Origin of the sequence: Parabacteroides sp. Marseille-P3160, from assembly GCF_900162725.1 — a bacterium.
In the GTDB taxonomy this organism is placed as follows: Bacteria; Bacteroidota; Bacteroidia; order Bacteroidales; family Tannerellaceae; genus Marseille-P3160.
This window is the reverse complement of the sequence record NZ_LT799418.1, coordinates 2,154,211-2,179,559: the sequence shown is the minus strand read 5'-3', so window position 1 is coordinate 2,179,559 and position 25,349 is coordinate 2,154,211. Positions and strand designations below refer to the sequence as shown.

The window sequence follows — 25,349 nt, the reverse complement described above, 5'->3', positions numbered from 1 at the left end:
ATTTTTGATTGATATTAATTCTGATTGCGCTTACTTTCAGCAAGCTGTTTAATGGCAAGTTCGATATTGCCGTCTAATTTCTCGGTAAGTTGGAATAGCTCAAGCTTTTCACTCTCTTCCGTTGTGTAGGTATAATATTCTTCCAAACTTACTTCCGTAGCATATACAGCGGATTGCGTACCACCCAGCCCGATCCATACTTCTTTATATTTACGCCCCGGATGGTTTGCCATGTTGATGGAAAGCACCTGTGCCTTTTCTTTTTCCGTTAGCCCCAGGAGTGCTTGAATACTATCGAACTTATTCATATACTTCCGCTGGTCTAGCAGGATTTTACAATCGCTGTTATTGATGATGGATTCCTTTACAATCGGTGAAGAAATAATATCTTCGACCTCTTGAGTAACCACAATTGCTTCCCCGAAAAACTTGCGGACGGTCTTGAAGAGGTACTTAATGTACTCCGCCATTCCTTCCTTTGCAATGGCTTTCCATGCCTCTTCGATTAGTATTAATTTTCTGACACCCTTTAGCCTACGCATCTTATTGATAAAAACTTCCATGATAATGATGGTGACAATAGGGAACAGAATTTTATGGTCTTTAATATTGTCCAATTCAAAGACGATGAAACGTTTCGAAAGCAAGTCAAGCTGTTTATCCGAGTTTAGCAGGTAATCATATTCTCCACCTTTGTAGTAAGGTTCAAGCACATTCAGAAAGTTTGCCACATCGAAATCTTTTTCACGGACTTGTTTCGATATCAATATTTCTTTGTACTCACCACTTACATATTCGTAGAATGTATTGAAGGATGGTTGGATGCCACCTTTCAGCTTATCTATGTATAAGTTTACAGCATTGGAAAGAGCAACTTCTTCCGCTCGTGTAGGAGGTTCGTTGTCGCGCTTCCAAAGCGTCAGAATAAGCGTTTTGATGGATTCCCGCTTTTCAATATCGAAGATGTTATCATCGGTATAGAATGGATTGAAAGCTATGGGATTCTGTTCTGTATAGGTGAAATAAACTCCATCTGAACCCTGCGTTTTACGATTTATCATTTCGCACAACCCCAAGTAGCTGTTTCCGGTATCCACCAAAAGTACGTGACTACCTTGTTCGTAGTATTGCCGTACCATGTGGTTGGTGAAAAAGGATTTTCCTGACCCCGAAGGTCCCAGGATGAATTTGTTACGGTTCGTGATAATCCCTTTTTTCATCGGCAGGTCGGAAATATCCACATGAAGCGGTTTACCCGTCAGCCTGTCCACCATCTTAATCCCGAACGGGGAAGGCGAAGACATGTAATTGGTCTCTTCTGTGAAGAAGCACAAAGCCTGTTCGATGAAGGTGAAGAAGGATTCTTCCGAAGGAAAATCGCCTTCGTTGCCAGGAATACCAGCCCAGTAAAGGGTCGGGGTATCCACAGTATTGTGGCGAGGTTTGCATCCCATTAAGGCAAGTTGGCTCCCGACATCATTCTTGATATGCTTGAGTTCTTCCCGCTCGTCTGACCAGGCCATCACGTTGCAATGGCAGCGAACGGAAATTAACCCCTGACTGTGTGCTTCGTTCAAGTATTCTTCAATCCATTCTTTGTTCACCTGATTGGCACGGCTATACCTTGACAACGAATGCATATTACGGGCTTGTTTCTCAAAGCGTTTCAGGTTCTCCGCATGATCATCTATGAAAATGTATTGATTATACACATGGTTGCAGGAAAGCAACACTCCCACAGGCGCAGCGAACGACAAACAGCAGTCGCTTCGGTCGGTGGACAGCTTTTCATAACGGGAATCGGTTGAAATCTTACCGGGCAGGTCTTCTACGTCTGAAAGGGTATGCAAGCATAGAATATTGTCGCCTATACGTACATTTTCAGCATTAAGTTGAATATCTTTCAGAGTAGTAGTGTCGCTTTGCGACAAGGAAAAGTATTTCTCAATAATACCAGCTTTTCCCGGTGTTCCTGTAATTTCATCCGAGTTGAGACGGGTAAGAGTGATAAATCCCGAATCGTTCATAATCCGTTCAAACTGTCCGACTGATTCCATAAATTTCTGTATTGCTTCCTTATCCTGAATTTCTTTTGGAATGATAAATCCCCGGCAAAGCGTATTAAAATTGCTTTGGATACGGCTTCTTTCTTTCGTTGTTTTTGTCAAAAACAGGAAGCAAGTATGATTTAAGAACGGCCTTTCGTTGAAGTGTCGTTCAAAACTGCGAGATAGAAAACTTAAATCATCCTTTTGAACCTCCGGCATATAAGTTTCCTTGATAAACCAGTCTTGCTTATGGATGATCGAATAATTAGGCAACACCTTGATTGCTTTATGCCAGGCTGAATGTATCGCATCATATTCGATTCCGGTAACGGTGAAAAGTTCCGGAAGTTCTACACGAAAGGCTACTGTTATATCTGCATCCTTACTGATGATGAAATCTTGTTCAGCTGATAGCAAAGGAAACTTGCTTTCCAATGTGGCTGCTTTTAATATATTTCTCATGCGTTTCTCCTCCTATTATAAATGAATAATCGAGAAATAGCTTTGCGGTTGATGATATAACGGGGGTGATTTCTGCGTGCGAAAAGTTTCATCAGTCCGTAAGTCCCGTATTTGTCATTCAGGGTGAAAGTCAGATAGACAAGCACCAAGGCGGAGATACATCCAAAGCCGATACAAATCCATTGGTTGATACCAACCATGTAGATCACCACAAAGGCCACAAAGACGGCAAGTAGTCCTCCGGCAAATATGAAAAGATACTGACTGCGAAGCCCCTTAAACTCTACGGGACGACCTATTCCCCTGTTGATTGAATAACCTGCCATAGTTTTTAAAGAAAGAATGAACGCAGGATAGTGGCGGCAACGATAAGAAAAATACAAGCGCCGAACCAGCTTGCAGCAGTCTTACCCGTATCAGGGTCACCAGAACTGAACTTGTTATAAACTTTTACACCACCGACCAAGCCAACTACAGCCCCGATGGCGTAAATCAATTTTGTAGCCGGATCAAAATAACTGGTAACCATATTGGTTGCTTCAGTGATACCTGCTGTTCCGTTACCCTGTGCAAATGCCGAAGTTGCAGCCAAAACAATGGCTACTGAAAGAAATATCTTCTTTTTCATTTTGAACTTGATTTTTATTGCCGGAAGCAAGCGGATGATCCACTGTCCGACTGGATTAATAACTGAAAGTTTTTGTGGTTTGGGCCATAGACCTTTTTGTAATGTTTGTCAGAAGCTAACCATAGTCTTTTTCTTTCATACTGATTTGTTTTAGAGGTTCTACATATAGTCGTTCATGTCGAACGCCTGTAAATCTTCAGGGCTGGTTTCGTTTGGCGGGGCGATAAATACTGCATCGTATTTACCCAGCATTTCCGCCACCCGTACCATGCCCCCGTTTATCTCTTCTATCACTGTATCGTACAGACTGGTTTGTTGCATAACGGCGAGCGTTTGTAGTGCTTTACGTTCCTCTTCTTCCGGCGATTCATCTTGATGGATAACCCGGACAGCCTGTGCCATTTCTTCAAAGGAGATTCCCCGTGCCGATTGACCTTCTCCAGTTATGGAAAGTGCTATGTCACTATCGTCAAATTCCAATTTTTCCCCTTCCAATTCTTCTTTTCGTACGTGCTCCTCAAACACCATTTCAAACTCAACATCCATCGGCAATGGAGTATCTTCCGTGTCTTGCAAGGCAAATGTAGAAGTATTATTAACCCCTTTAGAAAATTGTCTTTCAGTGGCTTTATATGACGTAACTTGTCTTAAGCGAAAGGTAGATTCACCTATGATTGACCTTTTCTCATGATTGATCTCCTCCTTTTGCAAAGGCATCTTTCTCCGTCCTTTTCTGAGCCACCAAAACAGAATGAGGTAATAAATAATTATTCCTGCAATTATTATTTTTAGTATCATATCGGTCTTTCCAGAGTTTTTCTATACAATTCGTTGATTTCGTCCTGATATTGCTCGAAGTGATGCAGGATAATCGTTTCTACATAGCTGCTTATAGTCGCTTTGCGCTCACCGATAACCCTCACAATTTTCATTAGCTTCTCATGTGTGGAACGGCTCACATAGATAGGCTGGCGGTCGGGAAGTTCTATTTTCTGAAAGTAGATTTCCCGATAATCGGCAGGGGTACTTTTCTTCCGGCGGGTAGCTTCCCTGATGGTTTTTTCTTCCGGTTGCCGGACAGGTTCTTCCATAGCTTCCTGTATTATTTCCGGTTTATCCGGCTCTTTACTTACGATTTTAGGTGGAATTTCCTGTTTCACGGGCAAACCCTGTGAAATAATCTGCTTCATAAAATCTTCATCCACCTGTACTTTTTCCTGCTTTGCCATGTTAGTATAGTTTTATAATGTATCCAACTTCAGCCACCAGTTCTTCAAGGTTACTGCCTTTTATCATTCGCTTATCAGCAGGGAACAGCGTGGACCGGAAGACAGAAACCTTTTCGCCTGACATTTCCTTTTTGTATCGTTTTGTATCAGGGATAAAAGTCTTCATAAGGGGAAGTCCCAGTTCGCTAATGGTATTTTCATAAATACTGTACAAGTCTGTTTTCTCACGCCCATCAACTTGATTCCAAAACAGGTGTAAACCCTGTATTCGGTAAGCATCATTGTTTACCAGCAGATTGTTTACCGTCATGGCAAATGACAGACTGCTTTCCAATACTACCCGGTCGGCGGTAATCGGCGTAAAGATATAATCCATGGAGGCCAATGAATTGATAATCCCTTCACTGTTCACCGTTCCGGGAAGGTCGAAAAAGACTACATCTATTTCGAGCGGTTCGGTTTTCAGATATTCTTTGGCCGTGGTGATAGCATTTTCTGGTGTGCTGCACAAGACCGGATACGCTCTCTTTCCCAATACCTTGAATTGGTTAAAGGCTAGCAGCTTGTAATTCGTATCACTATTGACCTGTTCACCGTCCCGTTTACGCATGGCACTGATGCTGTGTTGTGGGTAATCGCAATCCACAACCGCTACATTGTAACTTTTCAGATAGTACAGGTAGCTTGCTACTAGCACAGTGAAAGTAGTCTTGCCGACACCACCTTTTTGGGTGGAGAAGGCAACGAATAATGTTTCTTTTTTCATTTCTTTCAGTCTTTATTGTTTTACTTCATTATTGATTTACTGCTTTATCGCAGTATCTATTCCTGTCATTCAACCAATGAATATGTATTTATCCCTGCATAGAAATAAGGAAGTATCCATTTCCTTACATATTGTCTTATTGATTGCTTGAAACATTGGTTTCACTATTTCTTGATTTCTTGATTTCTTGAAATCAATAGACCGGTGTTTATTCATATCGATGATTCTATCGGTATTTACCGCTTTACTTCTCTATTTCAACCCAGTTTTCGAGAACAAATAAATGAATAAAAACTACCCCTTTTTGAAAGTGCCTTACGATGGCTTTGAATGGCTTCGCTTGTCCTATAATGCACTATTTTACAACATAATTAATCCCTGTTACTTTGCAACGGAATCCTGTTTAAACGGACAAAAAACATCCGATTGAGCAGCTTTCCGGAGTTCATTTATCTTATGGCTAACCGCTAATCCGTCTACAGGCGGATTTTATTTGCGTCAGGCAAATAGCAAGGTGTGTTCTGCGCAGCTTGAAATTCTTTCAGCAGCTTAGAACCCCTTGCCCGGACAAGCCTCGATGGGTTGTACTCCGAAGTCGTAAACCTTTTAAAGAATAATGGTATGGGAAAAGAAAAAACGAATGTGCCACAATCCGGTGGCAAAGGACGAAAGCCAAAGGCAGACCCGGCAGTTTTCCGGTATTCTATCAGTTTCAATTCTGCCGATCACGCCCGTTTTTTGGCTCTCTTTGAACAGTCCGGTATGCGGACAAAAGCGCATTTTATCACAGAAAGGATCTTTGGCGGTTCATTCAAGGTGATAAAAATTGATAAGGCAGCAGTCGATTATTACACACGCCTAACAACTTTTTACGCTCAATTTCGGGCAATCGGCGTAAACTATAATCAGATTGTGAAGGCTCTGAACTCCAATTTTACCGAAAAGAAATCCCTTTCTTTTCTCTATAAATTGGAAAAGGCAACCGAAGAACTGGTGGGATTAAGCCGAAAAATTATCGAACTCACACAGGCATTTGAAGACAAATATTTGAGTAAGTGAGAACAGGGGAAGCTTGCTTACTATGTCGAACGAGAAAATATTATGTAAATGGTTGCAAAAATAAATGTGGGAAGTTCGCTTTTCGGTGCGCTGGCGTACAATCAGAATAAGGTTGATGAAGAACAAGGCAAGGTGCTTTTCAGCAACCGGATGTTTGAAAGTGAAGACGGAAATTTCAACATCCAGCGTTGCATGGAAAGTTTTGAAATGCAGCTACCTCAAGATATCAAGACTGAAAAACCAATTATCCATATATCCCTGAATCCGCATCCGGACGATAGACTTTCGGACGAACTGTTATCGAAAATAGCACAGGAGTACATGGAGAAGCTGGGCTATGGTAATCAACCTTACATGGTTTACAAGCATGAAGACATCGACCGTCATCACCTACATATCGTATCTCTGCGGGTGGACGAGAATGGCAAAAAACTGAATGATAAGTTTGAACACCGCCGGAGCAAAGACATTACAAGGGAACTGGAAGAAAAGTACGGTCTGCATCCTGCCGAAAAGAAGCAACAGCAGGAACACTACCAGTTCCAAAAGCTCGATTATGCTGCAGGTGATGTAAAGCACCAGCTTTCCAATACGGTTAAAGGCGTTGTAAATACTTACCAATTCCAAAGTATCGGAGAACTTAATACCCTGTTATCATTATATAATGTACGTGCGGAAGAAGTCAAAGGTGAAGTCCGGGGCAAGGCTTATAATGGTATTGTCTATTCCGCAACCGATGATAAAGGCGAAAAGCTGGGTAATCCCATAAAGTCTTCCCGGCTGGGTAAGTGGATCGGTTATGAAGCATTGGAACGCAGGATAGGACAAGCAGCAACCAAATGGAAAGACGGCAAGCTGAAAGCCAATATCAAAGGTCGGGTAAGCGAAGCGTTGAAAGCTTCCGGGTCAAAAGAACAATTTGAAAAGAACCTGAAAGATAAAGGAATAGAAGTCGTATTCCGGCAGAACCCAGAAGGGCGCATATATGGTGCAACCTTTATCGACCACGAAAACAAAGCTGTCCTGAACGGCTCTCGTTTAGGAAAGGAATTTTCAGCCAATGTATTTAATGACCTGTTTAGAGAATTCCATGCAAACGAGGGACACACAAAACAGGCTGTTCCAAAAGAACCATTCATACCTTCGGCAGAACCATTCGTGCCGTCAGAACGGCAATCTGAAAACGGGAAATCTATAATCGGAAGCCTTTTCAGTATCCTGCCCGATGGCAGCGATTCATCGGCAGGGAATGATAAAACCCCGCCAACTCCTAAAAAAAAGAAAAAACGCCGTTACGGACGGCAGATGTAATAACAATCTAAAAAGCAACCAATTATGCAGAATGAAGATGATTTAAGAGGGCTTGCCAAAGTCATGGACTTTATGCGGGCAATCAGTATTTTATTTGTGGTAATCAACATTTACTGGTTTTGTTACCAGTCGATAGTAAACTGGGGTATCAATATCGGCGTACTTAATAAAATACTGTTAAACTTTCAGCGAACCGCAGGGCTATTCAGCCATATCCTTATAACGAAGGTATTTGCAGTGATATTTATTGCCTTGAGTTGCTTAGGAACAAAAGGAGTAAAGGATGAAAAGATTACGTGGGGAAAGATTATCGCTTTCCTGATAGCCGGATTTATCCTGTTTTTCCTGAACTGGTGGATGCTGTATTTGCCATTACCACTTTCGGCAAACGCTACATTTTATATCCTGTCAATGACTGGCGGGTACTTATGTTTATTGGTCGCTGGGGTATGGATGTCCCGGCTACTCAAAAACAACATGATGGACGATGTTTTCAATTTGGAGAACGAAAGCTTCATGCAGGAAACCCGCTTGATGGAGAATGAATATTCAGTGAATCTTCCATCACGTTTTTGGTATAAGAAGAAACAACATAAGGGATGGATAAACGTGGTAAACCCATTCCGGGCTACTATTGTGCTGGGAACTCCCGGTAGTGGTAAATCTTATGCTGTGGTTAATAGTTACATTAAACAGCAGATAGAAAAGGGTTTTGCGCTCTATTGTTATGATTATAAGTTCCCGGACTTATCGGAAATCGCATACAACCACCTGATGAATCATTCGGATGCTTATAAGATAAAGCCCACATTCTATGTTATCAATATTGACGATCCACGCCGAAGCCACCGATGTAACCCTATTAATCCGACATTTATGACGGACATATCGGATGCTTACGAATCGGCATACACCATTATGCTGAACCTGAACCGAAGCTGGATTCAGAAGCAGGGCGACTTCTTTGTGGAATCCCCAATTATTCTACTGGCAGCAATTATTTGGTTTCTCAAGATATACAAAGGCGGACAATATTGCACTTTTCCTCACGCCATTGAATTTCTAAATAAAAAGTATGCAGATACATTTACTATTTTGACTTCTTACCCGGAATTGGAAAACTACTTAAGTCCATTTATGGATGCGTGGCAAGGTGGAGCGCAAGATCAGTTACAAGGGCAAATCGCATCGGCTAAGATACCGCTATCGAGGATGATAAGCCCGGCATTGTACTGGGTAATGACAGGTGATGATTTTACACTGGATATAAACAACCCAGACGAACCGAAGATCCTTTGTGTCGGTAACAATCCCGATAGGCAGAATATTTATTCCGCCGCTTTGGGACTGTACAATAGTCGTATAGTGAAGTTAATTAACAAGAAGGGACAGCTTAAAAGTTCGGTTATTATTGATGAGTTGCCGACTATTTATTTTCGTGGATTGGATAACCTGATAGCGACTGCCCGTTCCAATAAGGTAGCAATCTGTTTGGGCTTTCAGGATTACAGCCAGCTAACGAGGGATTATGGCGATAAGGAAAGTAAGGTAATCCAAAATACAGTCGGAAACATCTTTTCCGGGCAGGTAGTGGGGGAAACAGCAAAAACATTATCAGATCGCTTCGGAAAGGTTTTACAGAAGCGCCAGTCCATGACAATCAACCGTCAGGATAAATCAACCTCAATCAGTACACAGATGGATAGTTTGATACCTGCCAGTAAAATATCCAATCTTACGCAGGGGATGTTTGTGGGTGCGGTGAGTGATAATTTCGATGAACGGATAGACCAAAAGATTTTCCACGCTGAAATTGTAGTGGATAACGAAAAAGTAAAACGTGAAACTGCCCGCTATGAAAAAATACCGGAGATTATCGACTTTCGGGATGTGGATGGCAACGACTTGATGAAAGAACAAATCCAACTTAATTATGACCGGATAAAGCAGGATGTAAAACAGATTGTCATTGATGAAATAGAGCGCATCAAGAACGACCCGGAGTTGCAGTATTTGGTGAAATCCGAAGAGTAATTTGTAAGTTGTTGAAAACTAAAAGATATTTATGCCATTGAATTAATTAATAATCATTATATTTGCGGAATACATCAATAACTTGATTAATGAAACAGATTAATAGATTGAAAGTAGTATTAGCTGAACAGAATAAAACCGGGAAATGGTTAGCTGAAGTTCTTAGTAAGAATGAAGCTACTGTTTCCCGTTGGTGTACTAATGAAATGCAACCTTCGCTTGAGACTTTAGTGAAAATTGCTAATGCACTGGATGTTGATGTGAAAGAATTGCTCGTTTCCACAAAGAAAAAAGAGAACTGATATGTATTTACATGAATTAAAACTTTGGAATTTCCGAAAATATGGAATTGATGGAGAAGTTTTTGAATCTTCTGAACCGGGGCTAAAAGTTCAATTTAGGGATGGTGTCAATGTCCTTGTTGGAGAAAACGATTCAGGAAAGACAACTATTGTAGATGCCATACGATATGTTCTAAGAACTCAAAGCTTAGAATACATTCAGGTGGAAGAAAAAGACTTTCATCAAAACCCTGTAACAAATCTACGCACCACAGAAATGAAAATCGAGTGTACGTTTAGGGGGTTCTCTGATACAGAAGCAGGACATTTTCTTGAATGGATAGGTTTTGAAGAGAAAGGAGATGGTCAGAAAGAATATATATTGAAAGTTTGGTTGTACGCTCGGATAAAAGATAATTCGATATACCAATATGTTCGGGCTGGAGTTGATATAGAGGGGAGTTATATTGAAGGAGAAGCACGAGACCTGATGCGAGTTGTATACTTGAAACCATTGAGGGATGCTCTTTCAGAAATGACACATGGTAACAAATCTCGATTAGCACAAATATTAAAATCACATTCAATTTTTAAAAGAACAAAAGATGTACACGGAAATGAAATAAGGCATGAACTTGAAGATAAATACAACACTTTAAAAGATAGCATTGATGATTTTTTCGATTTGTCGAAAACAGAAAAAGGAAAAGAAATCACGGAAACAATAAATCGGTTGTTGGGTGAGAAGTTTTTATTAGGAAAAGATGCAAGAACGGCAGGCATTACCCTTACAGGTAGTGACCTTGTAGATATTTTGAAACAATTAGATTTAATTCTGGAAAAAAATAAATCAGGTTTGGGGTCGCTAAACTTGCTTTTTATTGCAGCGGAATTGTTGCTGTTTGAAGACACAAATTCAAGTTTAAAATTGACTCTAATTGAAGAATTGGAAGCTCATTTACATCCTCAATATCAGTTGCGACTTATAGATTTTATTAATACAAATAAACAATATGGTCAGTTTATTCTTACCACGCATAGTACTACATTAGCTTCTAAAATAGATTTGAACAGTCTAATTGTGTGTAACAATAATCATGTATTCCCTATGGGAGAAGAGCATACCACTCTAAAACCGACAGATTATAGATTCTTGGAGCGTTTCTTAGATGCGACTAAGGCTAATTTGTTTTTTGCTAAAGGTGTTATTATTGTTGAAGGTGATGCTGAAAATTTACTTATTCCTACTATCGCTGAAATTATAGGACGACCATTGCACAAATATGGCATTTCCATAGTTAATGTTGGCAGTACAGCATTCAAGCGTTATGCTAATATTTTTGTTAGAAAAGAAATCCCATTGTTTGATGTTAATGTAGCCATTTTATCGGATTTAGACATAAGAAGCCTTGAATATTATGAAGGTTCAGTGCCAACAGTAACTATTGTGAATGATGGCTTTATTAATAAATTGAAAGGAATTACCCAAGATATAAATTATAGTAATATTCCTGAATTTTTCTCTACAAAAACAGAATTTGAGACTTTCATACAAAATAATAAAACTATTGCTCGATTCCCTAATCAACCCAAAGGAAAGCTTTCTATTAAAGAGCAGTTGGTGCAAATATTTGATTCTGAATCACAAACGGAATTGAATGAAACTCTATTAACTTCATTGAGAAAAGAAAAAAAAGAACGAATAGAAAGTCAGTGGAATGATAAATTTCCAGTAAAAATATATCTCCCTGAACACTGGACATTAGAGTACGAAATTGCTTCCAGTAAATTATATAAATATTTATGCCAAGCCATAGAGTTGGCAAAAATTGAAAAATCAAATCCTTATTTCAGCGTAAGTGATGATGATTTTAATTCTATAAAAGCTGCTATCAACAGTTCACATAGTGCAGAGGTTTTAATTGATAAGCAAGAGATTTTTGATGTTTTCCAACCAGTTTGTAATAGTGCTGTCTCGAAGGCAATTGTCGCACAATATTTAGCGCAAATTTTAATAATGGAAAAAGAACTCGGCGTAAATATCGAAGAGGCTATTTTGTCTGATTTGCAGATAAAGTACATTGTAGATGCTATTTGTTATGTGACAGAACCAATAATATCAGAATCTGAAAATCAGGAATAGTTATGACAAAGTTCGCTAAACCGGAAGAAATACAGTCCGCACATTCTATTCTCTTGAAAAATAAACCATATTTTGAGCAGGATAAAATAGACATTATAGAATGTAACGAAAGTCGTGATGTAAAAGCATGCCCCGGAAGTGGAAAAACAACTACTCTTTTAGCCAAGTTGATAATATTGGCTAATCGTATGCCACTACCCGAAAATCAAGGCATATGTGTCCTAACCCATACAAATGTTGCAATAGATGAAATTAAAAATAAATTGGGACATAAAGCAGATATGCTGTTCAGATACCCAAATCATTTTGGTACAATACAGTCTTTCGTTGATAAATTTTTGGCGATACCGTATTTCTCTTCTTTATATCTAAAAAAACCGTCTCAAATCTCCAATGATTCTTATATAAAGAACTTAGATAGAAGTTTTAGGATGAAGTTAAATTCTATAAAAAGCACTAAGAATGATTTATATAAAAGGATGTGGAACTTTTTTTTGAGTAATGATAGTCTTTTAAGGAACGTTCGTTTATCTATAAAAGATTCTGAATTTCAACTGATTGATATAAGCACAAACTCTATAATTAGCTTCAAGAAACCTAAAAAAGGGAAAACATATACGGATTGGAGTAGTTCTGAAAAGGATGAGATGAAAAAACTGATGATAGATATTGTTCTAAATGTCTACAAATATTATTCTTCTATCAGTTATCACGATGCCTATACTCTATCAACAGCTTATATCATAGAAAATCCTAAAATAAAAGAATCCATATCTTCTCGTTTCAAATATCTTTTTATTGACGAAATGCAGGATACAGACAGGCATCAATTAGATATTATTAATTCTATATTTGATTCGAGTAAAACAATTATTCAGTGTTTTGGTGACCATCACCAAGCGATTTTCAATAAAATCAAATCAGAAGAGCTGTGGAAACCTTCCAATACACTGGAAATAAACGGGAGCAAGCGATTTGGAGAGAATATCGCTAAAGTTTTACGCAGTGTGTGTCTTGAAAAAAACGATGCGCTTGTAGCTAATCCAGTCATTAATTCTCTTTTTCCTACTATTATTGTATTTGATAATCCACTAAATGTACTTCCAAAGTTTTGTGAATTACTGCAAATAAATAAAATAGACTCAAAGACAATTTGGGATGTTGCTCAAGAAGAAAAAAAATCCACAGGTGATTTTTCACATAAAATTAAAGCTATTGGCTGGGTTGGTAGCCCTAATAGCCTAACAAGAGCCGCTAATGACCTGACAATTAAATCTTATTATAATAACTTCAATGCTCAAATAAAGAAGAAAGATAAAGTAGATTATGATTCTATCAAGTCATTTCTAAGGAAACAGAATGGGGCAAAGGTTAAAGACTATTCAAACAAAATCATAGAAGCCTTACTTCATGTATTATCAACCGTAAATAAAAAATACTCGAATGGCAAAAGTTCGAGAAATTTCACAAAAACATCCTTATTAGATTATTTTTCAAGTAAATCAATTGAAGAATTTAATATTTTCAACTCCAATATTGCTAGATGGGCGAAAAGCATACATAATAGTGATGGGTTTTGTGATGTGACAATTGCGGAAATTAAATTATTTGTTACCTCGAAATTCTGCCAAATATTTGAAGTTGATTCTACAAATCAATACATATCTAAGTTTCTAAATGATTCTCCAATAAATATTCCGACTGATGATGAAGTAAAAAACAACAATGTTTTTGAAAATAATGGAATTGAAGTGGAAGTCGCCACAATTCATTCAGTGAAGGGGGAAACACATATTGCAACATTGTATCTCGAAACATCATACCAAGGAGAGCATGAAAGTCAGCGTATAATGGAACAGCTAAAAGGAAACTATTATATTCCACCTCGAAAAAAAGATGTATATAAAAAAGAGACTTTGAAAATGACACATGTTGGGATGAGCCAACCTAAATATTTTTTATGTATGGCTATTCATCAAGACAGGTTTGATGATGCACTTGATATACGTAATGGTGGAATGTGGGAAATAGTGAATGCCTAATTATCAAAAGACGCTTTTTTAGGAAATCTCATTTGAGAAATAATCACGCATGATCTCAATAATTTTTTGTGATTTTGATTCTCGTGCTTTTTCTATAATTTCTTTTTCTGAATAATACTCAATTTTATATTTTTTTGTGTTTGAGGATTTTGTTCGCAATAAATCTAATGCGTCATCAGTAAAACCACCAGTTGACCAAAATTCAAAAATAATAGCTTTTTCATTATTCACCCATGCTTTTATCCAGTCATAAATTACTGGTACTTTATGGGTTATCCATTCGTTAATTTCATTGGAATCTATTTTTCTTTTATACCCTTTACACTCTGCAATTATCAATTCTGTTTGCCGAATTGCATATACATCTATTTCTCTGCGTTCTCCCTCTTGCATTATACGTTTCCCTATTTCAATGCTTTGACATAAATTGCTGTGATAATATCCTACGGCTAATTCAAATAAATCTCCTCTTAAATTATTAGTTTTGCCATCAACTAATTTATTCAGTTTTTCAATGAGTTTTACATACTCTTGTGGATTTTCCTTTAATATTGCACCCGCATTTGTGACTGTATTAATTAGGGACTTTAGTAATTCCAAATATTCCTCACCAAATAATTTATTTATTAATCCGACAACTATTCCTTTTTGTTTAAGAAGAGTAAAAGCGTCTTCTTCAAAATAGCCATCTGTCAATAGAAATGGAATGAAATTAGGGACATTTTGAGATTTTATAATTTCTATTTTTCTTATAAAAAAAGATACTTCTTCAATGCCAATTTTTTTACCTAAAAGTATATCTGCGACTACAAAACTGGGAGTTATTTTTTTTTGCGCCTGACTATACTTTGTCGTTCCTGAAACATAAGAAGGAGCAACAAATCCCCATTGCAATTTGGAAAAGGTAGAATGGAATTTCCCCGAAGAATAGGAGATTAAGCCAATATTTTTTGCCCAATCATTAAATTGATTTAGCACAATGCTTTTAGCCAATTCAATTCCTTTATGGTGTCTGAAATTGTTGTTGATGTTTATTTCGCAATTCTGCAAGCTATATAAACCATCTTCTTTTACTAATAGGCGGAATTGGATTAAATCTTTTATGATGACCGAAAATCGTTTATGCCCCTTTAAATTTTGTGTTGGGCTAAAAGTATATGATGCTAACTGATTTTCGTCAATGTACCCATTGTGATATTCAATAGCCTTAATTATAGCGTAATATCTTTTAGCAGACGTTTTGAATGCTTCAATCAGTCCTTCATAATATTCAGGTTTATCATATTGCTTTTGTAAATAGAATAATGTTTGATTATCAGCAAAAAGCCCCTTCAATTTCATTACTGGAGACTTTAAACGCGATAAGCTTTTTCGTATCGCATCATTACTCTTTCCTGATTTGGATAGAATGGATATTAATTCTCCGGTAAGAATAGGTCCTTTTTCTTCTAATATTTCCTCAATATATGTCACACCACACTATTTATATAAAATTACTCTTAAAAGGGCTTCTCGCTTTTTTTAAAAAAATGATTTTCAGCAAGTTATCATGTTTTTCCAAAAAATGAATGTCCAAATGGACAATAATTTGTGTCCAAAACAAATGGTTTGTAAAGATACAAATTTAATTTTTGCAGCTAAAAATAGATGATAGAAAATATTAATATAAGCCAAATAACGCCAACCTGTGCCACCTAACGCCACGTTCCTATATGTAAACTATTTCATCCGTACTTTTAATTCGATAAGTTTTTATTCACCATTAAAAATTAAAGTTATGGATGTAAATTCAAAAAACAAGTCCGGCTCTGATGAACAGATGATGGACATTCTTCTTGTCTTTGACAAGGAAAAGAAAACGATTAATGCCGTAAAGGGTATTGATGAAAACGGGGAACTGGAAACCGTTCCGCCGAAGCAGGAACATAACAACGATTTCCTGAAAGTGGATAAGCAGGGTAACGCACTTGAAAATTTCTTGAAGAACTTTTTCAATCAGCTAAAAGACCCGACCCGTTTCAGTTTCTTCAAAGTAGCTTCTGAAGACACCGAACGGACAGTAAAAATCATTCAGGAGAATATCAAGAACCCGACACCTGCTGCGGATGAGATGCTTGATAAAATTCGTATCGAGCCTAAAGACCTGAAAGTGGAGAATCAAAAAGAATCCACAGTGAAGGAACAGAAGACTGATACGAACAAATATTTCATCGACCCTAACAGAATCAACTGGGATGACCTTAAAGGTCTGGGTATCAACAAAAAAAACAGTTTGAGAAGTCAAAGGCTTTAGAACCTATGCTGCGGGGATATAAGTCGCCTTCTACCCTTCCGATTGAAGCTAACTTCGGGTCAATGGTAATGAAAACGGATGCCCGGCTTTCGTTCCGTCCGGACAGTGAAGGGAATGTGGTATTGGCTATTCATGGTATCCGTAAAGAGCCGGAACTTGACCGTCCGTTCTTTGGACACCAGTTTACCGATGACGACAAAAAGAATCTTAGGGAAACCGGAAATATGGGTAGAATTGTTGATGTAAAAAACTACCGTACAGGCGAACTTGTACCTTCTTTTATCAGCATCGACAAACAGACCAACGAATTGGTATCCATGAAGGCTTCGTCCCTCAGACTTCCTGATGAAATAAAAGGCGTTAAGCTGGATGAAAAACAAAAAGCAGTCCTGATGGAAGGTAAAGCGGTATTCCTTGAAAATATGATTTCCGCCAAGAATAAACAGTTTTCTGCCTTCGTTCAGGTCAATGCGGAAAAACGCAGCCTTGAATTTATCTTTTCCGAAAAAGAGCAAAAGCAAATCCAGCAACAGGGACAACAGCAGAGGAACGACCAGTCCGAAGGGGTGCGTATTCCCAAATCCCTTGCAGGGGTGGAGTTATCCGACAAACAGCAGGCTGATTTGCGGGCAGATAAAACCATCTATGTGAAAGGGTTGAAAGATAAAGAAGGTCAGGAATATAATGCCTATGTAAAGGTAAACCATGAAAAAGGAAAGCTGGATTTCTACAAATTCAATCCTGATAAAGCGAAAGAGAAAGCCAAAGAAATAACCCCAACCAACGAACACAAAACACAGGTAGCAGTCAATTCCGAAGGCAAAACCAATGAAGCAACCAAGAACCTGGGCGAACCTTTGAAAAAAGCTCAAAACCAACCAACCGAAAAACAAGTTGAAAAGCAGGAAAAGGTCAAAGAGTATAAGCAGGCCGAAGCTCCAAAGAGATCAAAGAACCGTAGGATGTAATAATCTGAATTTTCGTATCTTTACCAAAGAAAATTCCATTGTGAATAGATTTTATGTTATCTATTATTGAGATTCTTTTTGTGGTTAACACCCGGCAGGGGCACTGAGTGCTTTTATTTTATTTTGGAAAAAGAGTGGCGTAATCTCTATTATCTTTTTATTTGTTCAAAACTGTGTATTGGCATTTTTTATATGTACTTTTACATAAAGCATTAATTTACAAAGCATATGTGTAATTTATTTGATTCTATTGAGAGAACATATTTAGAAGCTGCAAAGCATAATGAAAATACTTATGACTATTATAATATCAGTGCGAGAACTGATATAACGAAAGTAAGAGATGCTTTGGAAGGCTGGTTTTCTCGTTATCCTAAAGAAGAAAAAAAAGAGTTAAAGAGCAGATTCAAAAAAGATTTTGATTCTGAATTTTATGAACTATTCCTATATGAATTATTTAGCAAATTAGGCTATAAAATTATCATTCATCCTGATTTATGTTCTTCACCTAAAAAACCTGATTTTTTAATTTTTAAAGATGATTTAGAAATATACGTTGAAGCAAAAGTCGTTAAAAACAAGACAAAGGAACAGGAAGCTTTTGAGAGAAAAATAAATGAATTTTACGATAATCTGAATAAATTAAATTCAGAGAATTTCCTTTTACATATTCAATCTTTCAATATCCTTACACAAAAACAACCTAGTACAAAAGGAATAATCACACATATTGAAAAAGAATTAAAGAAAATCAACCCAGACATATTAAGTGATGAAATTGATAAAGAAGGTGTTGATAAATTGCCTGTTATTGAATATAATAATGGAGATATTCACATAATTATAAAACCTATCCCTGTAATACCATCTGCCAGAAAAGAAAAAAAACGTCCGATAGGAATGTATCCAATAGAAACGTTCTGGGGTGGTGGTGAAGAATCCCTCAAAGATTCTATTGAGAAAAAAGCAAAAAGATATGGGAAATTAGATAAGCCATTTATTGTATGTATGAACTCATTAGATATTATGACGTCGGGAAAAATTGATGTTGATAATGCTATTTGGGGGTCATTAGCATGGTCGTGGTCTACAAATCCAGATGACAGGGACGAAAAATGGATACGTCAGATTGATGGTGTATTTTTAGATAAGAAAGGGGCTCGGCTTAAAAATCTTACAGGTGTCTTTGTTTCTAAAATATGTCCTCATAATATCCCTGTTGCTAATTATTGGTTCTATGAACATCCTTTCTCTGAAAATAAAATGGATTTCAATGAAATAGGATTAAAATTTAATTATGTGGAAAAAGGGCATATTATCGATAATACAGGTGATGATTTAGACGCAATACTTGAAATTTCAAAAGATTGGCTTACGTAATATTTACAGTTTCTCAAGAATTAATTTATGAACATCGGTGGCTTTATAGTAGCACCTGCCATCATCTAATTTGAAAAAAGGAAGAATACCTTTTTTCCTGTAGCGTTGGAGTGTTCGGGTACTGACTTTCAAAAGAAACATCAAATCCTGATTATCCAAAAGCTGTTCGCCATCCAAACAATTGCGCTGAGTGGTGAGTCGCTCTATTTTTTTGTCCAGCATATCGAATCTGTCTAGCATGCGTTCCATCCATGCTTCAAAATTTTCTCTATCTATATTCATGGTTGCTGATTATATATGACCTTTGATAAAATAACTCTGGTTTGAAGGGTCTTTGATGATTATTTCCTTCTCCCGCATAAAACGTATATAGCTTTTTGCCGTGCGTTCCTTTACATCCATAATTTGTTGTATCTGTTCGCACAGGTCTATATAGGTTATATAGGTTTGCTGATCGAAAACCTCACGGGCTACGCTTACCAGTTCCTTTTCTTTCCGCTTCTCTTTTTCTTCGCGGGGCTTTTCGCCACGATATAGGTGCATTCCAGCTTCCTTGTCCCAAGAAAAGAGCATCAACGGAACATCTAACGGACTGCCTTCCCTTACTTTCAGGGCTTTGACTACTGAGATAGTGGCATCGCCATCCAGTTCGATGGAAAGGATAGCAGCTGCTTTGCGTTGGAGTTCAGACCCCAGGTGTCCACGAAGCTTTAATCCGTTCGGAACATAGTGAAGAACGCATATAATACAGGTTTGATAAATTCCGGCTAACCGATAAAGCTCATCCACTATGCGAAGGCTTTCCACTTCGTCATTGGCGGAATGCACCAAATCTGCAATGCCGTCAATGACTACCAGCCGGATACCGCCATATTGATAATGAAATTTATCCATGCTTTGAACGATAGCCTGTAGACGTTCTTTGCGGGACATTCCTGTTAAGCAGAAGGCTTTGAACTCATCCGGCTTTTCAGATCGTTTTGCTCGTTTTAGAAGATTAGAAACATTCTTGAATAGCTGTACTTCCGATTGTTCTGTGTCATATAGCAAAACGGCCTTGTTTTGGGTGTTTGGATACACATTGATTCCTAATGTATCAACCTGACTATTTTCAGGTCGGATTGACCCCGCCACTAACGCTGCAACATAGTTGCTTTTCCCTGTTCCCTCACCACCCGTGATGCAAAGAATATTTCCTTGTGTTCCCAGTGGTACATCCCCAGCAGAAATAATTTCCTGAGCCTTTTCCGGAGGATTATTAAAATCTATCTCGCACGATTTCAACATGGTCATAGTATCGCTATATAGAGTATCTAATAAATCAAGAAATAGTTTAAGGAATGACTCTCTGATGTTTCCCAGCCTGAAATAATCGGATATATCTTTCTCTTCTTTCGTTCCTGGAAGTGGAAGTAAAAGTCGTTTTATTCCATGTCCCGATAATTGCTTTTCATGCTTTGCAGAACTTTCCAAACCTGTTTTATCCATATCATAAAGCAAGACGATGTGCTTGAAACGAAACGTTAGCTTGTGTATAATTTCAGTAGGAACGCTTACAGTTTCGCTATTGAAGCATATTGCATGGAAACTATGTGATGCAAGAGAAAGCACATCTTTTTCACCGCCTGTGATAAAGACCGTATCTCCTTTGGCGGGTAATTGTTCCAATCCAAAACAATATTTTTCACCAATATCACCGCCATATAGGAAGCGCATTTTTGAGAATGGCCGATATAATTTGATATAACGTTTGCTTTTGTATCCGAAGATGGGTTCTAAAGCTGATGAAACGATTGAGTAAGATTTTTCTTCGTTGTTTTCACTTTTAAACTCCTTGATGGAACAAACTTTATATGCTTTCAGCATTTCAGTAGTTATACCGTATTGTTGCCAGTACTCCAATTCATTTCGGGTAAATTTCTGTTCCATAAAACTGTATGGCTTGGATTTATTTTCAGGTATAGCTGAAATGGGTGGCTCTGGAATGAACGGTACAGATCTTTCAACATTTTCCAGTAATCCTAACGACAAGTCTTGGTTTATCATTTTTAATATTTCCACAAAATCGCTGGCATTATTACAGTTCAATCCCTTCAGTTTACTTACAAAGTAGAAACAATCTCCACTATATTCGTCATTGCCGAAATCTTTCAGTTTGTAAGTGCTTGCTTTTCTGTCAAAATAGATATTACAAGAAGCCTTCTTGTCTTCGTATAATGGATTGAAGAAATTCCGACCTACACGCCATTGGCAAGGGATGTAATGTCTAAATACATTCAATCCATTACTTGTCTTTTCTAAGATTTCTTCTTTCCTTAACATATAATTTATGGTTCGTTACTAAGTCATTAAGACATTCGGTATTACTTCTAATCAGTCGCTCTTCCAACATTCGTTTTATTTCTCCGATTTTGTAGAAATATCTTCCCCGGATATTGGAATAAGCAATTATTCCTGCTACCCGAAGTCTTTGTAATGTCTTGTCACTGATTTTTAAGAATGTGCAGACTTCGTAACTATCTACCCAAATTTCATCTTCGTTGATACTTTCCGCTTCCTGTTTATTGAGGATATAATCCGCAATAGTATTTATCTTTGCTTCCAGCTCCTTAAATGCTTTTGATTCTATCATTATCACATCCATAATCTATCGTTTATTGATTCTCTGCAAAGATCGGAAGGATTAAAATGTGGATTTCACAAGACGAACCCATGTTGGGTGATATTTTTCTTCTAATTCCTATATCTATCTTAAAAACAAATAATTATCTTTATTATGGCTAAATAGAAAGATTATGTATGATCAAATTCAACCGTTACAAAATACCTTTTATTGTCTATTTAAATAAATAACCCAAGCTGTACACAACTTGGGTTATTTAATGTTTTAAATCAAAATCACTTATTATCCGCATTGTTCATTCGTTTATTAAGAGCAAGTATCAAGCGATTCAAATAAGTTGTTCGTTCTCCTTTTCTCCCCCTGATTTCAACAAATATTCGATAAATATCACCCAACTCAATATTAAACATTTGCTCAAATATTGAAGACAAAATCTTTAAGTCAATATTACCAGAATTAACACTCTGTTCTGCATGAATAGCATAAATTAGCTCTACCAAAGCAGACTTTGTGTCAGTCCATCTATATTTGCCATTTACACTTAAAGCTCCGTTAATAGTATCTTCACTCTGTTTCAGCTTTATTAATTCCGATTTCAGATATGTTGCCAACATATCATTGGCTAATAGTTTTGCTGCTTTGAAATCATAATTGGTAGAAAAATCAGGGTCTCTTTCAAAGTAAAAAGACTCCAGATTCAAACCCGGCTCATGTCTATTCCTTAGAAAATAATATTCGTCCAGAATAGTTTTCCCTAATCGGTAATATTGGATAAAATCGTTGTTTTTGTGGTGAAATAAGTTTATGTATTCCTGTTCCCGTTCAAAATATTCTTTTATTGCTTCATACCCACAGACCGGCTTGTTTAATTCTAAATTGTGTATTTTCTTGTAGTATATCAATTTTGAAAACAATCTGGGCTTTATCTCCTTAAAGAATGTAATCTCTTCATAATATGTATTAAACTTATTTTTAGAAACTAATTGTTTTACTTCTAAAAAACCCTTCTCCAAAATCTGAATAATATGTGGCACATCTCTTATAATATCAGATATATCCAATTCTCTCAACTGAATTTCGCTCTCAATCCGTCTTGATATGTTATCTATTTTTCTAATCATTTTCTGTAGATTTAAATGATAAGATTTTGCATGCAAAAAACAAAATCTCTTTATAGCATGAAATAACTCTTGGAATATGGCATAAGATATCCGTGGTAAACATTTCAATATTCACCAATTCTCTTTAGCAGACATCTGCCTTGAAAGGGTTATCAATGATAGATAGTCGTATCCAAATCTACTTTTATTAGGGTTTTATTATAAAAAATTCTTAGCGTAGAGCTGTCCGCAAGCTGCATCTATTGATGCTCCAAATTGTTGTCTGCGGGTCGCAGAAATACCACGAACACGTAATTCCGAAACAAACTCAATTATATTTTTCTCTGTTGGTGCTTTGTAGTCAGACTTTGCACCCACAGCGTTATTGTAGGCAATTACATTTACATGAAAAAGCTCCGGACGCTTTTGTGACTTCACTAATTTCTCCAATGCTTTTAAATGAATAATAGAATCGTTTACTCCCGAAATCAACAAATACGCAAGATAAACTTTACGATGTGTTTTGATGGTATGTTGATTTAGTATTGAAAGATTCTCTTTCAAAGAAAAACGGTGTTCGAGTGGGATTAATTCCATCCGTTGCTCTGCAAATGGAGAGTGGACAGATAAAGTTACATTGACTTGTGGGTACTCTGTCGTAAGTCTATGCAGGTTTGGCGCAAAACCAACTGTTGATACAGTAACTCTTCGTGGTGAAAAACTGCCATATCCGTCACTAGTCAAAACGTTCAATGCTTCAAAAAAATGAGGGTTAGCCAATGCCTCCCCCATACCCATAAAAGAAATACTGTCGGGCAATTTTTGCCAAAGAGAGTGTACTACTTGCGCACATATCTCATCTGCACTTAAATTACATGTAAATCCGGTAGCTCCTGTTGCACAAAAAGCACATCCTAAATTACATCCGGCTTGTGAAGAGATACAAACTGAAGACCATCCTGCACGATAACGTGAATGAACGGTCTCTACATAGGCTTTGGTCTGTGTTTCAAAAAGGACTTTTTCAACTTGTTCTGCTGATTGAACAAGTACTGGATTAAGGGGCAAAGGTGTTTCTCCGAATCGTGATACTAGTAATTGCCTGACATTTTCAGGCAACTCTTTTACATCTTGAAATTTCTCTGTGCCTCGTTGTAGAGAAGTAACAAGTTGTACAAATCTAAAGAGAGGAACATTTTCCACTTCCATAAATTTGCGAATCTCCGATAAAATAGAACCTGGAGGCAGGTTAGGCAATAATTTAGCCCCAATATTTTTCTTTTGTTTCATATATATTATGTTATAGTTCTAATGCTTTAGTTATACTAACTTCATTAATGAAATATTCGTCATGAGAAATGATTAATACTGTTCCTCGATAGTTTTTGATGGTATTAGTCAGGATTGATAGACTCGATAAATCGAGATTGTTCGTAGGCTCATCCAATATGAAAATATCGGGTATATGATTGGAAATCATCAAGCAACATAAGTAGAGACGCATTCGTTCGCCTCCACTTAATGTTTGGCAACTCTTATCCCATGTTGACTGCGGAAATAATGCCCGATTCAATCGGAGTTTTATTTCGTGATCTGCTAAGTTGTGTTCATTGTATCGTTCGGCTAACTCCAAAAGAGTTCGGGCTTGATTGACTTGCTCATATTCTTGGTCGAGATAGACATAAGAAAAGCTGCTTTTCGTGACTTCGCCTTGTGTTGGCGAAAGTTCTCCAAGGAGCAACTTGATAAACGTTGTTTTACCACTTCCGTTATTGCCAAGAATATGGATTCTCTCACCACTCCTTATTTCGACATCAATCGGAGATTGCCACAATAATTTATCTTTAGCGTAACCGAAATTTAGGTCTTTGGTAGTAATCAAAACCTTTCCGTCATGTAGTTTTGCATTTTCAAAATTGACTTTTAATTCTGCACTGTTTTTTTGTCGTTCCCGTAATGCGGACAAACGTTGTTGAGTATCGTCAATGATACCGGAATGCTTTACCTTTAATTTTGCAGAACTATTCTCAGCCAAATTGCCACGGGTATTCATAATGATTCGGGCAACACCGCCTTTTTGTTTGCTGCGTTCGCCTTGCGATGCGCGTCTGTCCTGACGCTCTTGAACTTCTTGTGCTTTCTTTCGTGCTACACGAAGTGCTGTTTGCTCGGCATCAATCTGCTGCTCTAATGCACGATCTTCAATCGCTTTTTGCTCCCTGTAAAAGTCATAATTTCCACCATATAGCTTGATTCCTTTCGATGATAGCTCGTAAGTCGTATCCAAAAGGTTTAATAAACTGACATCATGACTGACAACCACAACTGCTGCTTTGGTAGATGTGATGTATTCATATATTTTTTTGTGAGCCGAAAAGTCAAGGTGATTGGTCGGTTCATCTAGTAAAACAATATCCGGCTTATGTAGAGCCAATCCGGCCAATAGAACTTTCGTTTTTTCTCCTCCACTTAATAATGAAATAGAAGAATCAAGAGCCATATCCTGCAATCCCCATAGCTTCAAAGCTGAATGACATTTGTTTTCTACCTCCCAATCATCATTTAAGATGTCATAGTAAGCCTGTTCAGAAGCTCCTCCAAAGATTGCGTTGAGAGCATTTAGTTTTTCTGATACACCGAGAGCTTCGGCAATAGTCTGCTCTTTGATATTTATCTGTTGGGGAACGTAGTACGGCTTCGATTCTGTTCGGATGTTGCCGGAAGATGGCGTAAGTTCTTCTGCCAATAACTTTAGCAGGGTTGATTTTCCTACTCCGTTATTACCAATAAGGGATACTTTCTCGCCTTTTGAAACAGAAAAACTTACAGTTTCAAATAATGTATGCTGATTGAAATAGTGATAAGAAACATCACTTATGATAATGCTCATTTGTTACAATTAATAGTGATTCCAAAGAGGAATCGGATTAAACCGAAATATGTAGAACTCTATGGTGTCGGTTTAATTAAACCAACTATTAA

At 37.4% G+C, this 25,349-nt stretch carries 20 protein-coding genes and 1 pseudogene; 8 read left to right on the top strand and 13 right to left on the bottom strand.

Going from position 1 to position 25,349, the window contains the following annotated elements; all coding sequences use genetic code 11:
- Positions 1 to 14: 14 nt before the first annotated feature.
- The 6 genes from BQ8014_RS08590 to BQ8014_RS08565 form a co-directional block, all read right to left on the bottom strand.
- Entirely contained in the window at positions 15 to 2,510 is a 2,496-nt protein-coding gene (locus tag BQ8014_RS08590) for a TraG family conjugative transposon ATPase (RefSeq protein ID WP_080904012.1), read from the bottom strand.
- Positions 2,507 to 2,836: a DUF4133 domain-containing protein gene (locus tag BQ8014_RS08585; protein WP_080904011.1), complete on the bottom strand. Its 330-nt coding sequence runs from the start codon at positions 2,834 to 2,836 to the stop codon at positions 2,507 to 2,509. Before BQ8014_RS08585 ends, BQ8014_RS08590 begins: the two co-directional genes overlap by 4 nt.
- A 5-nt stretch (positions 2,837 to 2,841) precedes the next feature.
- Entirely contained in the window at positions 2,842 to 3,138 is a 297-nt protein-coding gene (locus tag BQ8014_RS08580) for a DUF4134 domain-containing protein (RefSeq protein ID WP_080905897.1), read from the bottom strand.
- Between the two features lie 159 nt (positions 3,139 to 3,297).
- Complete coding sequence (locus BQ8014_RS08575; protein WP_234998017.1) at positions 3,298 to 3,936, bottom strand: hypothetical protein; 639 nt, start codon at positions 3,934 to 3,936, stop codon at positions 3,298 to 3,300.
- Positions 3,933 to 4,367: a DUF3408 domain-containing protein gene (locus BQ8014_RS08570; protein ID WP_080904010.1), complete on the bottom strand. Its 435-nt coding sequence runs from the start codon at positions 4,365 to 4,367 to the stop codon at positions 3,933 to 3,935. Before BQ8014_RS08570 ends, BQ8014_RS08575 begins: the two co-directional genes overlap by 4 nt.
- A 1-nt stretch (position 4,368) precedes the next feature.
- Complete coding sequence (locus BQ8014_RS08565; RefSeq protein ID WP_080904009.1) at positions 4,369 to 5,133, bottom strand: ParA family protein; 765 nt, start codon at positions 5,131 to 5,133, stop codon at positions 4,369 to 4,371.
- A gap of 621 nt (positions 5,134 to 5,754) precedes the next feature.
- On the opposite strand from BQ8014_RS08565, the gene mobA reads away from it, so the two are divergent.
- From mobA to BQ8014_RS08530, 6 genes are all read left to right on the top strand, one after another.
- Positions 5,755 to 6,192 (top strand): conjugal transfer protein MobA, encoded by a 438-nt coding sequence (gene mobA, locus BQ8014_RS08555; protein WP_080905895.1) that lies wholly within the window; start codon positions 5,755 to 5,757, stop codon positions 6,190 to 6,192.
- Between the two features lie 48 nt (positions 6,193 to 6,240).
- The gene (gene mobB / locus BQ8014_RS08550) at positions 6,241 to 7,503 is read left to right on the top strand and encodes a conjugal transfer protein MobB (protein ID WP_080904008.1); all 1,263 of its coding nucleotides are present in this window, start codon (positions 6,241 to 6,243) and stop codon (positions 7,501 to 7,503) included.
- 24 nt (positions 7,504 to 7,527) lie between these two features.
- Positions 7,528 to 9,537, top strand: coding sequence for a conjugal transfer protein MobC (gene mobC, locus BQ8014_RS08545; RefSeq protein ID WP_080904007.1), 2,010 nt, complete (start codon positions 7,528 to 7,530; stop codon positions 9,535 to 9,537).
- Between the two features lie 89 nt (positions 9,538 to 9,626).
- Positions 9,627 to 9,839, top strand: coding sequence for a helix-turn-helix domain-containing protein (locus BQ8014_RS08540; RefSeq protein ID WP_080904006.1), 213 nt, complete (start codon positions 9,627 to 9,629; stop codon positions 9,837 to 9,839).
- 1 nt (position 9,840) lies between these two features.
- Entirely contained in the window at positions 9,841 to 11,961 is a 2,121-nt protein-coding gene (locus BQ8014_RS08535) for an ATP-dependent nuclease (RefSeq protein ID WP_080904005.1), read from the top strand.
- A 2-nt stretch (positions 11,962 to 11,963) separates the two neighbouring features.
- Entirely contained in the window at positions 11,964 to 14,003 is a 2,040-nt protein-coding gene (locus BQ8014_RS08530; protein ID WP_080904004.1) for a UvrD-helicase domain-containing protein, read from the top strand.
- A gap of 18 nt (positions 14,004 to 14,021) precedes the next feature.
- On the opposite strand, the gene BQ8014_RS08525 is transcribed toward BQ8014_RS08530, so the two are convergent.
- Positions 14,022 to 15,476: a hypothetical protein gene (locus BQ8014_RS08525; protein ID WP_080904003.1), complete on the bottom strand. Its 1,455-nt coding sequence runs from the start codon at positions 15,474 to 15,476 to the stop codon at positions 14,022 to 14,024.
- A gap of 304 nt (positions 15,477 to 15,780) precedes the next feature.
- Between BQ8014_RS08525 and BQ8014_RS08520 the strand changes: the two are divergent.
- Positions 15,781 to 17,264 (top strand): annotated as a pseudogene (locus tag BQ8014_RS08520) (DUF3945 domain-containing protein).
- Between the two features lie 228 nt (positions 17,265 to 17,492).
- On the top strand, positions 17,493 to 18,644 hold the full coding sequence (locus tag BQ8014_RS08515) for a hypothetical protein (protein ID WP_080904002.1): 1,152 nt from the start codon (positions 17,493 to 17,495) through the stop codon (positions 18,642 to 18,644).
- Positions 18,645 to 18,647: 3 nt separating this feature from the next.
- On the opposite strand, the gene BQ8014_RS08510 is transcribed toward BQ8014_RS08515, so the two are convergent.
- The 6 genes from BQ8014_RS08510 to abc-f all read right to left on the bottom strand — a co-directional run bounded on the left by BQ8014_RS08510 (position 18,648) and on the right by abc-f (position 25,257).
- Positions 18,648 to 18,926, bottom strand: a complete 279-nt coding sequence (locus BQ8014_RS08510) for a helix-turn-helix domain-containing protein (protein ID WP_080904001.1) — start codon at positions 18,924 to 18,926, stop codon at positions 18,648 to 18,650.
- 9 nt (positions 18,927 to 18,935) lie between these two features.
- Complete coding sequence (locus BQ8014_RS08505) at positions 18,936 to 20,966, bottom strand: bifunctional DNA primase/helicase (protein WP_080904000.1); 2,031 nt, start codon at positions 20,964 to 20,966, stop codon at positions 18,936 to 18,938.
- Positions 20,929 to 21,288 (bottom strand): helix-turn-helix domain-containing protein, encoded by a 360-nt coding sequence (locus BQ8014_RS08500; protein WP_080903999.1) that lies wholly within the window; start codon positions 21,286 to 21,288, stop codon positions 20,929 to 20,931. The genes BQ8014_RS08505 and BQ8014_RS08500 overlap by 38 nt, the downstream gene beginning before the upstream one ends.
- Before the next feature lie 254 nt (positions 21,289 to 21,542).
- Entirely contained in the window at positions 21,543 to 22,388 is an 846-nt protein-coding gene (locus BQ8014_RS08495; protein ID WP_080903998.1) for an RteC domain-containing protein, read from the bottom strand.
- Between the two features lie 198 nt (positions 22,389 to 22,586).
- Positions 22,587 to 23,657, bottom strand: a complete 1,071-nt coding sequence (locus BQ8014_RS08490; RefSeq protein ID WP_080903997.1) for a radical SAM protein — start codon at positions 23,655 to 23,657, stop codon at positions 22,587 to 22,589.
- Between the two features lie 10 nt (positions 23,658 to 23,667).
- Positions 23,668 to 25,257, bottom strand: coding sequence for a ribosomal protection-like ABC-F family protein (gene abc-f, locus BQ8014_RS08485; protein ID WP_080903996.1), 1,590 nt, complete (start codon positions 25,255 to 25,257; stop codon positions 23,668 to 23,670).
- Positions 25,258 to 25,349: the final 92 nt, after the last annotated feature.

Bases quoted from the DNA above. Each gene is read 5' to 3' on its own strand.
- BQ8014_RS08570 (WP_080904010.1), bottom strand. From the start codon at position 4,367: ATGGCAAAGCAGGAAAAAGTACAGGTGGATGAAGATTTTATGAAGCAG.
- BQ8014_RS08510 (WP_080904001.1), bottom strand. From the start codon at position 18,926: ATGAATATAGATAGAGAAAATTTTGAAGCATGGATGGAACGCATGCTA.
- mobA (WP_080905895.1), top strand. From the start codon at position 5,755: ATGGGAAAAGAAAAAACGAATGTGCCACAATCCGGTGGCAAAGGACGA.
- BQ8014_RS08580 (WP_080905897.1), bottom strand. From the start codon at position 3,138: ATGAAAAAGAAGATATTTCTTTCAGTAGCCATTGTTTTGGCTGCAACT.
- BQ8014_RS08495 (WP_080903998.1), bottom strand. From the start codon at position 22,388: ATGATTAGAAAAATAGATAACATATCAAGACGGATTGAGAGCGAAATT.
- mobC (WP_080904007.1), top strand. From the start codon at position 7,528: ATGCAGAATGAAGATGATTTAAGAGGGCTTGCCAAAGTCATGGACTTT.
- BQ8014_RS08590 (WP_080904012.1), bottom strand. From the start codon at position 2,510: ATGAGAAATATATTAAAAGCAGCCACATTGGAAAGCAAGTTTCCTTTG.
- BQ8014_RS08540 (WP_080904006.1), top strand. From the start codon at position 9,627: ATGAAACAGATTAATAGATTGAAAGTAGTATTAGCTGAACAGAATAAA.
- BQ8014_RS08585 (WP_080904011.1), bottom strand. From the start codon at position 2,836: ATGGCAGGTTATTCAATCAACAGGGGAATAGGTCGTCCCGTAGAGTTT.
- BQ8014_RS08505 (WP_080904000.1), bottom strand. From the start codon at position 20,966: ATGTTAAGGAAAGAAGAAATCTTAGAAAAGACAAGTAATGGATTGAAT.
- BQ8014_RS08575 (WP_234998017.1), bottom strand. From the start codon at position 3,936: ATGATACTAAAAATAATAATTGCAGGAATAATTATTTATTACCTCATT.
- BQ8014_RS08565 (WP_080904009.1), bottom strand. From the start codon at position 5,133: ATGAAAAAAGAAACATTATTCGTTGCCTTCTCCACCCAAAAAGGTGGT.
- BQ8014_RS08490 (WP_080903997.1), bottom strand. From the start codon at position 23,657: ATGAAACAAAAGAAAAATATTGGGGCTAAATTATTGCCTAACCTGCCT.
- BQ8014_RS08515 (WP_080904002.1), top strand. From the start codon at position 17,493: ATGTGTAATTTATTTGATTCTATTGAGAGAACATATTTAGAAGCTGCA.
- BQ8014_RS08530 (WP_080904004.1), top strand. From the start codon at position 11,964: ATGACAAAGTTCGCTAAACCGGAAGAAATACAGTCCGCACATTCTATT.
- abc-f (WP_080903996.1), bottom strand. From the start codon at position 25,257: ATGAGCATTATCATAAGTGATGTTTCTTATCACTATTTCAATCAGCAT.
- mobB (WP_080904008.1), top strand. From the start codon at position 6,241: ATGGTTGCAAAAATAAATGTGGGAAGTTCGCTTTTCGGTGCGCTGGCG.
- BQ8014_RS08535 (WP_080904005.1), top strand. From the start codon at position 9,841: ATGTATTTACATGAATTAAAACTTTGGAATTTCCGAAAATATGGAATT.
- BQ8014_RS08500 (WP_080903999.1), bottom strand. From the start codon at position 21,288: ATGGATGTGATAATGATAGAATCAAAAGCATTTAAGGAGCTGGAAGCA.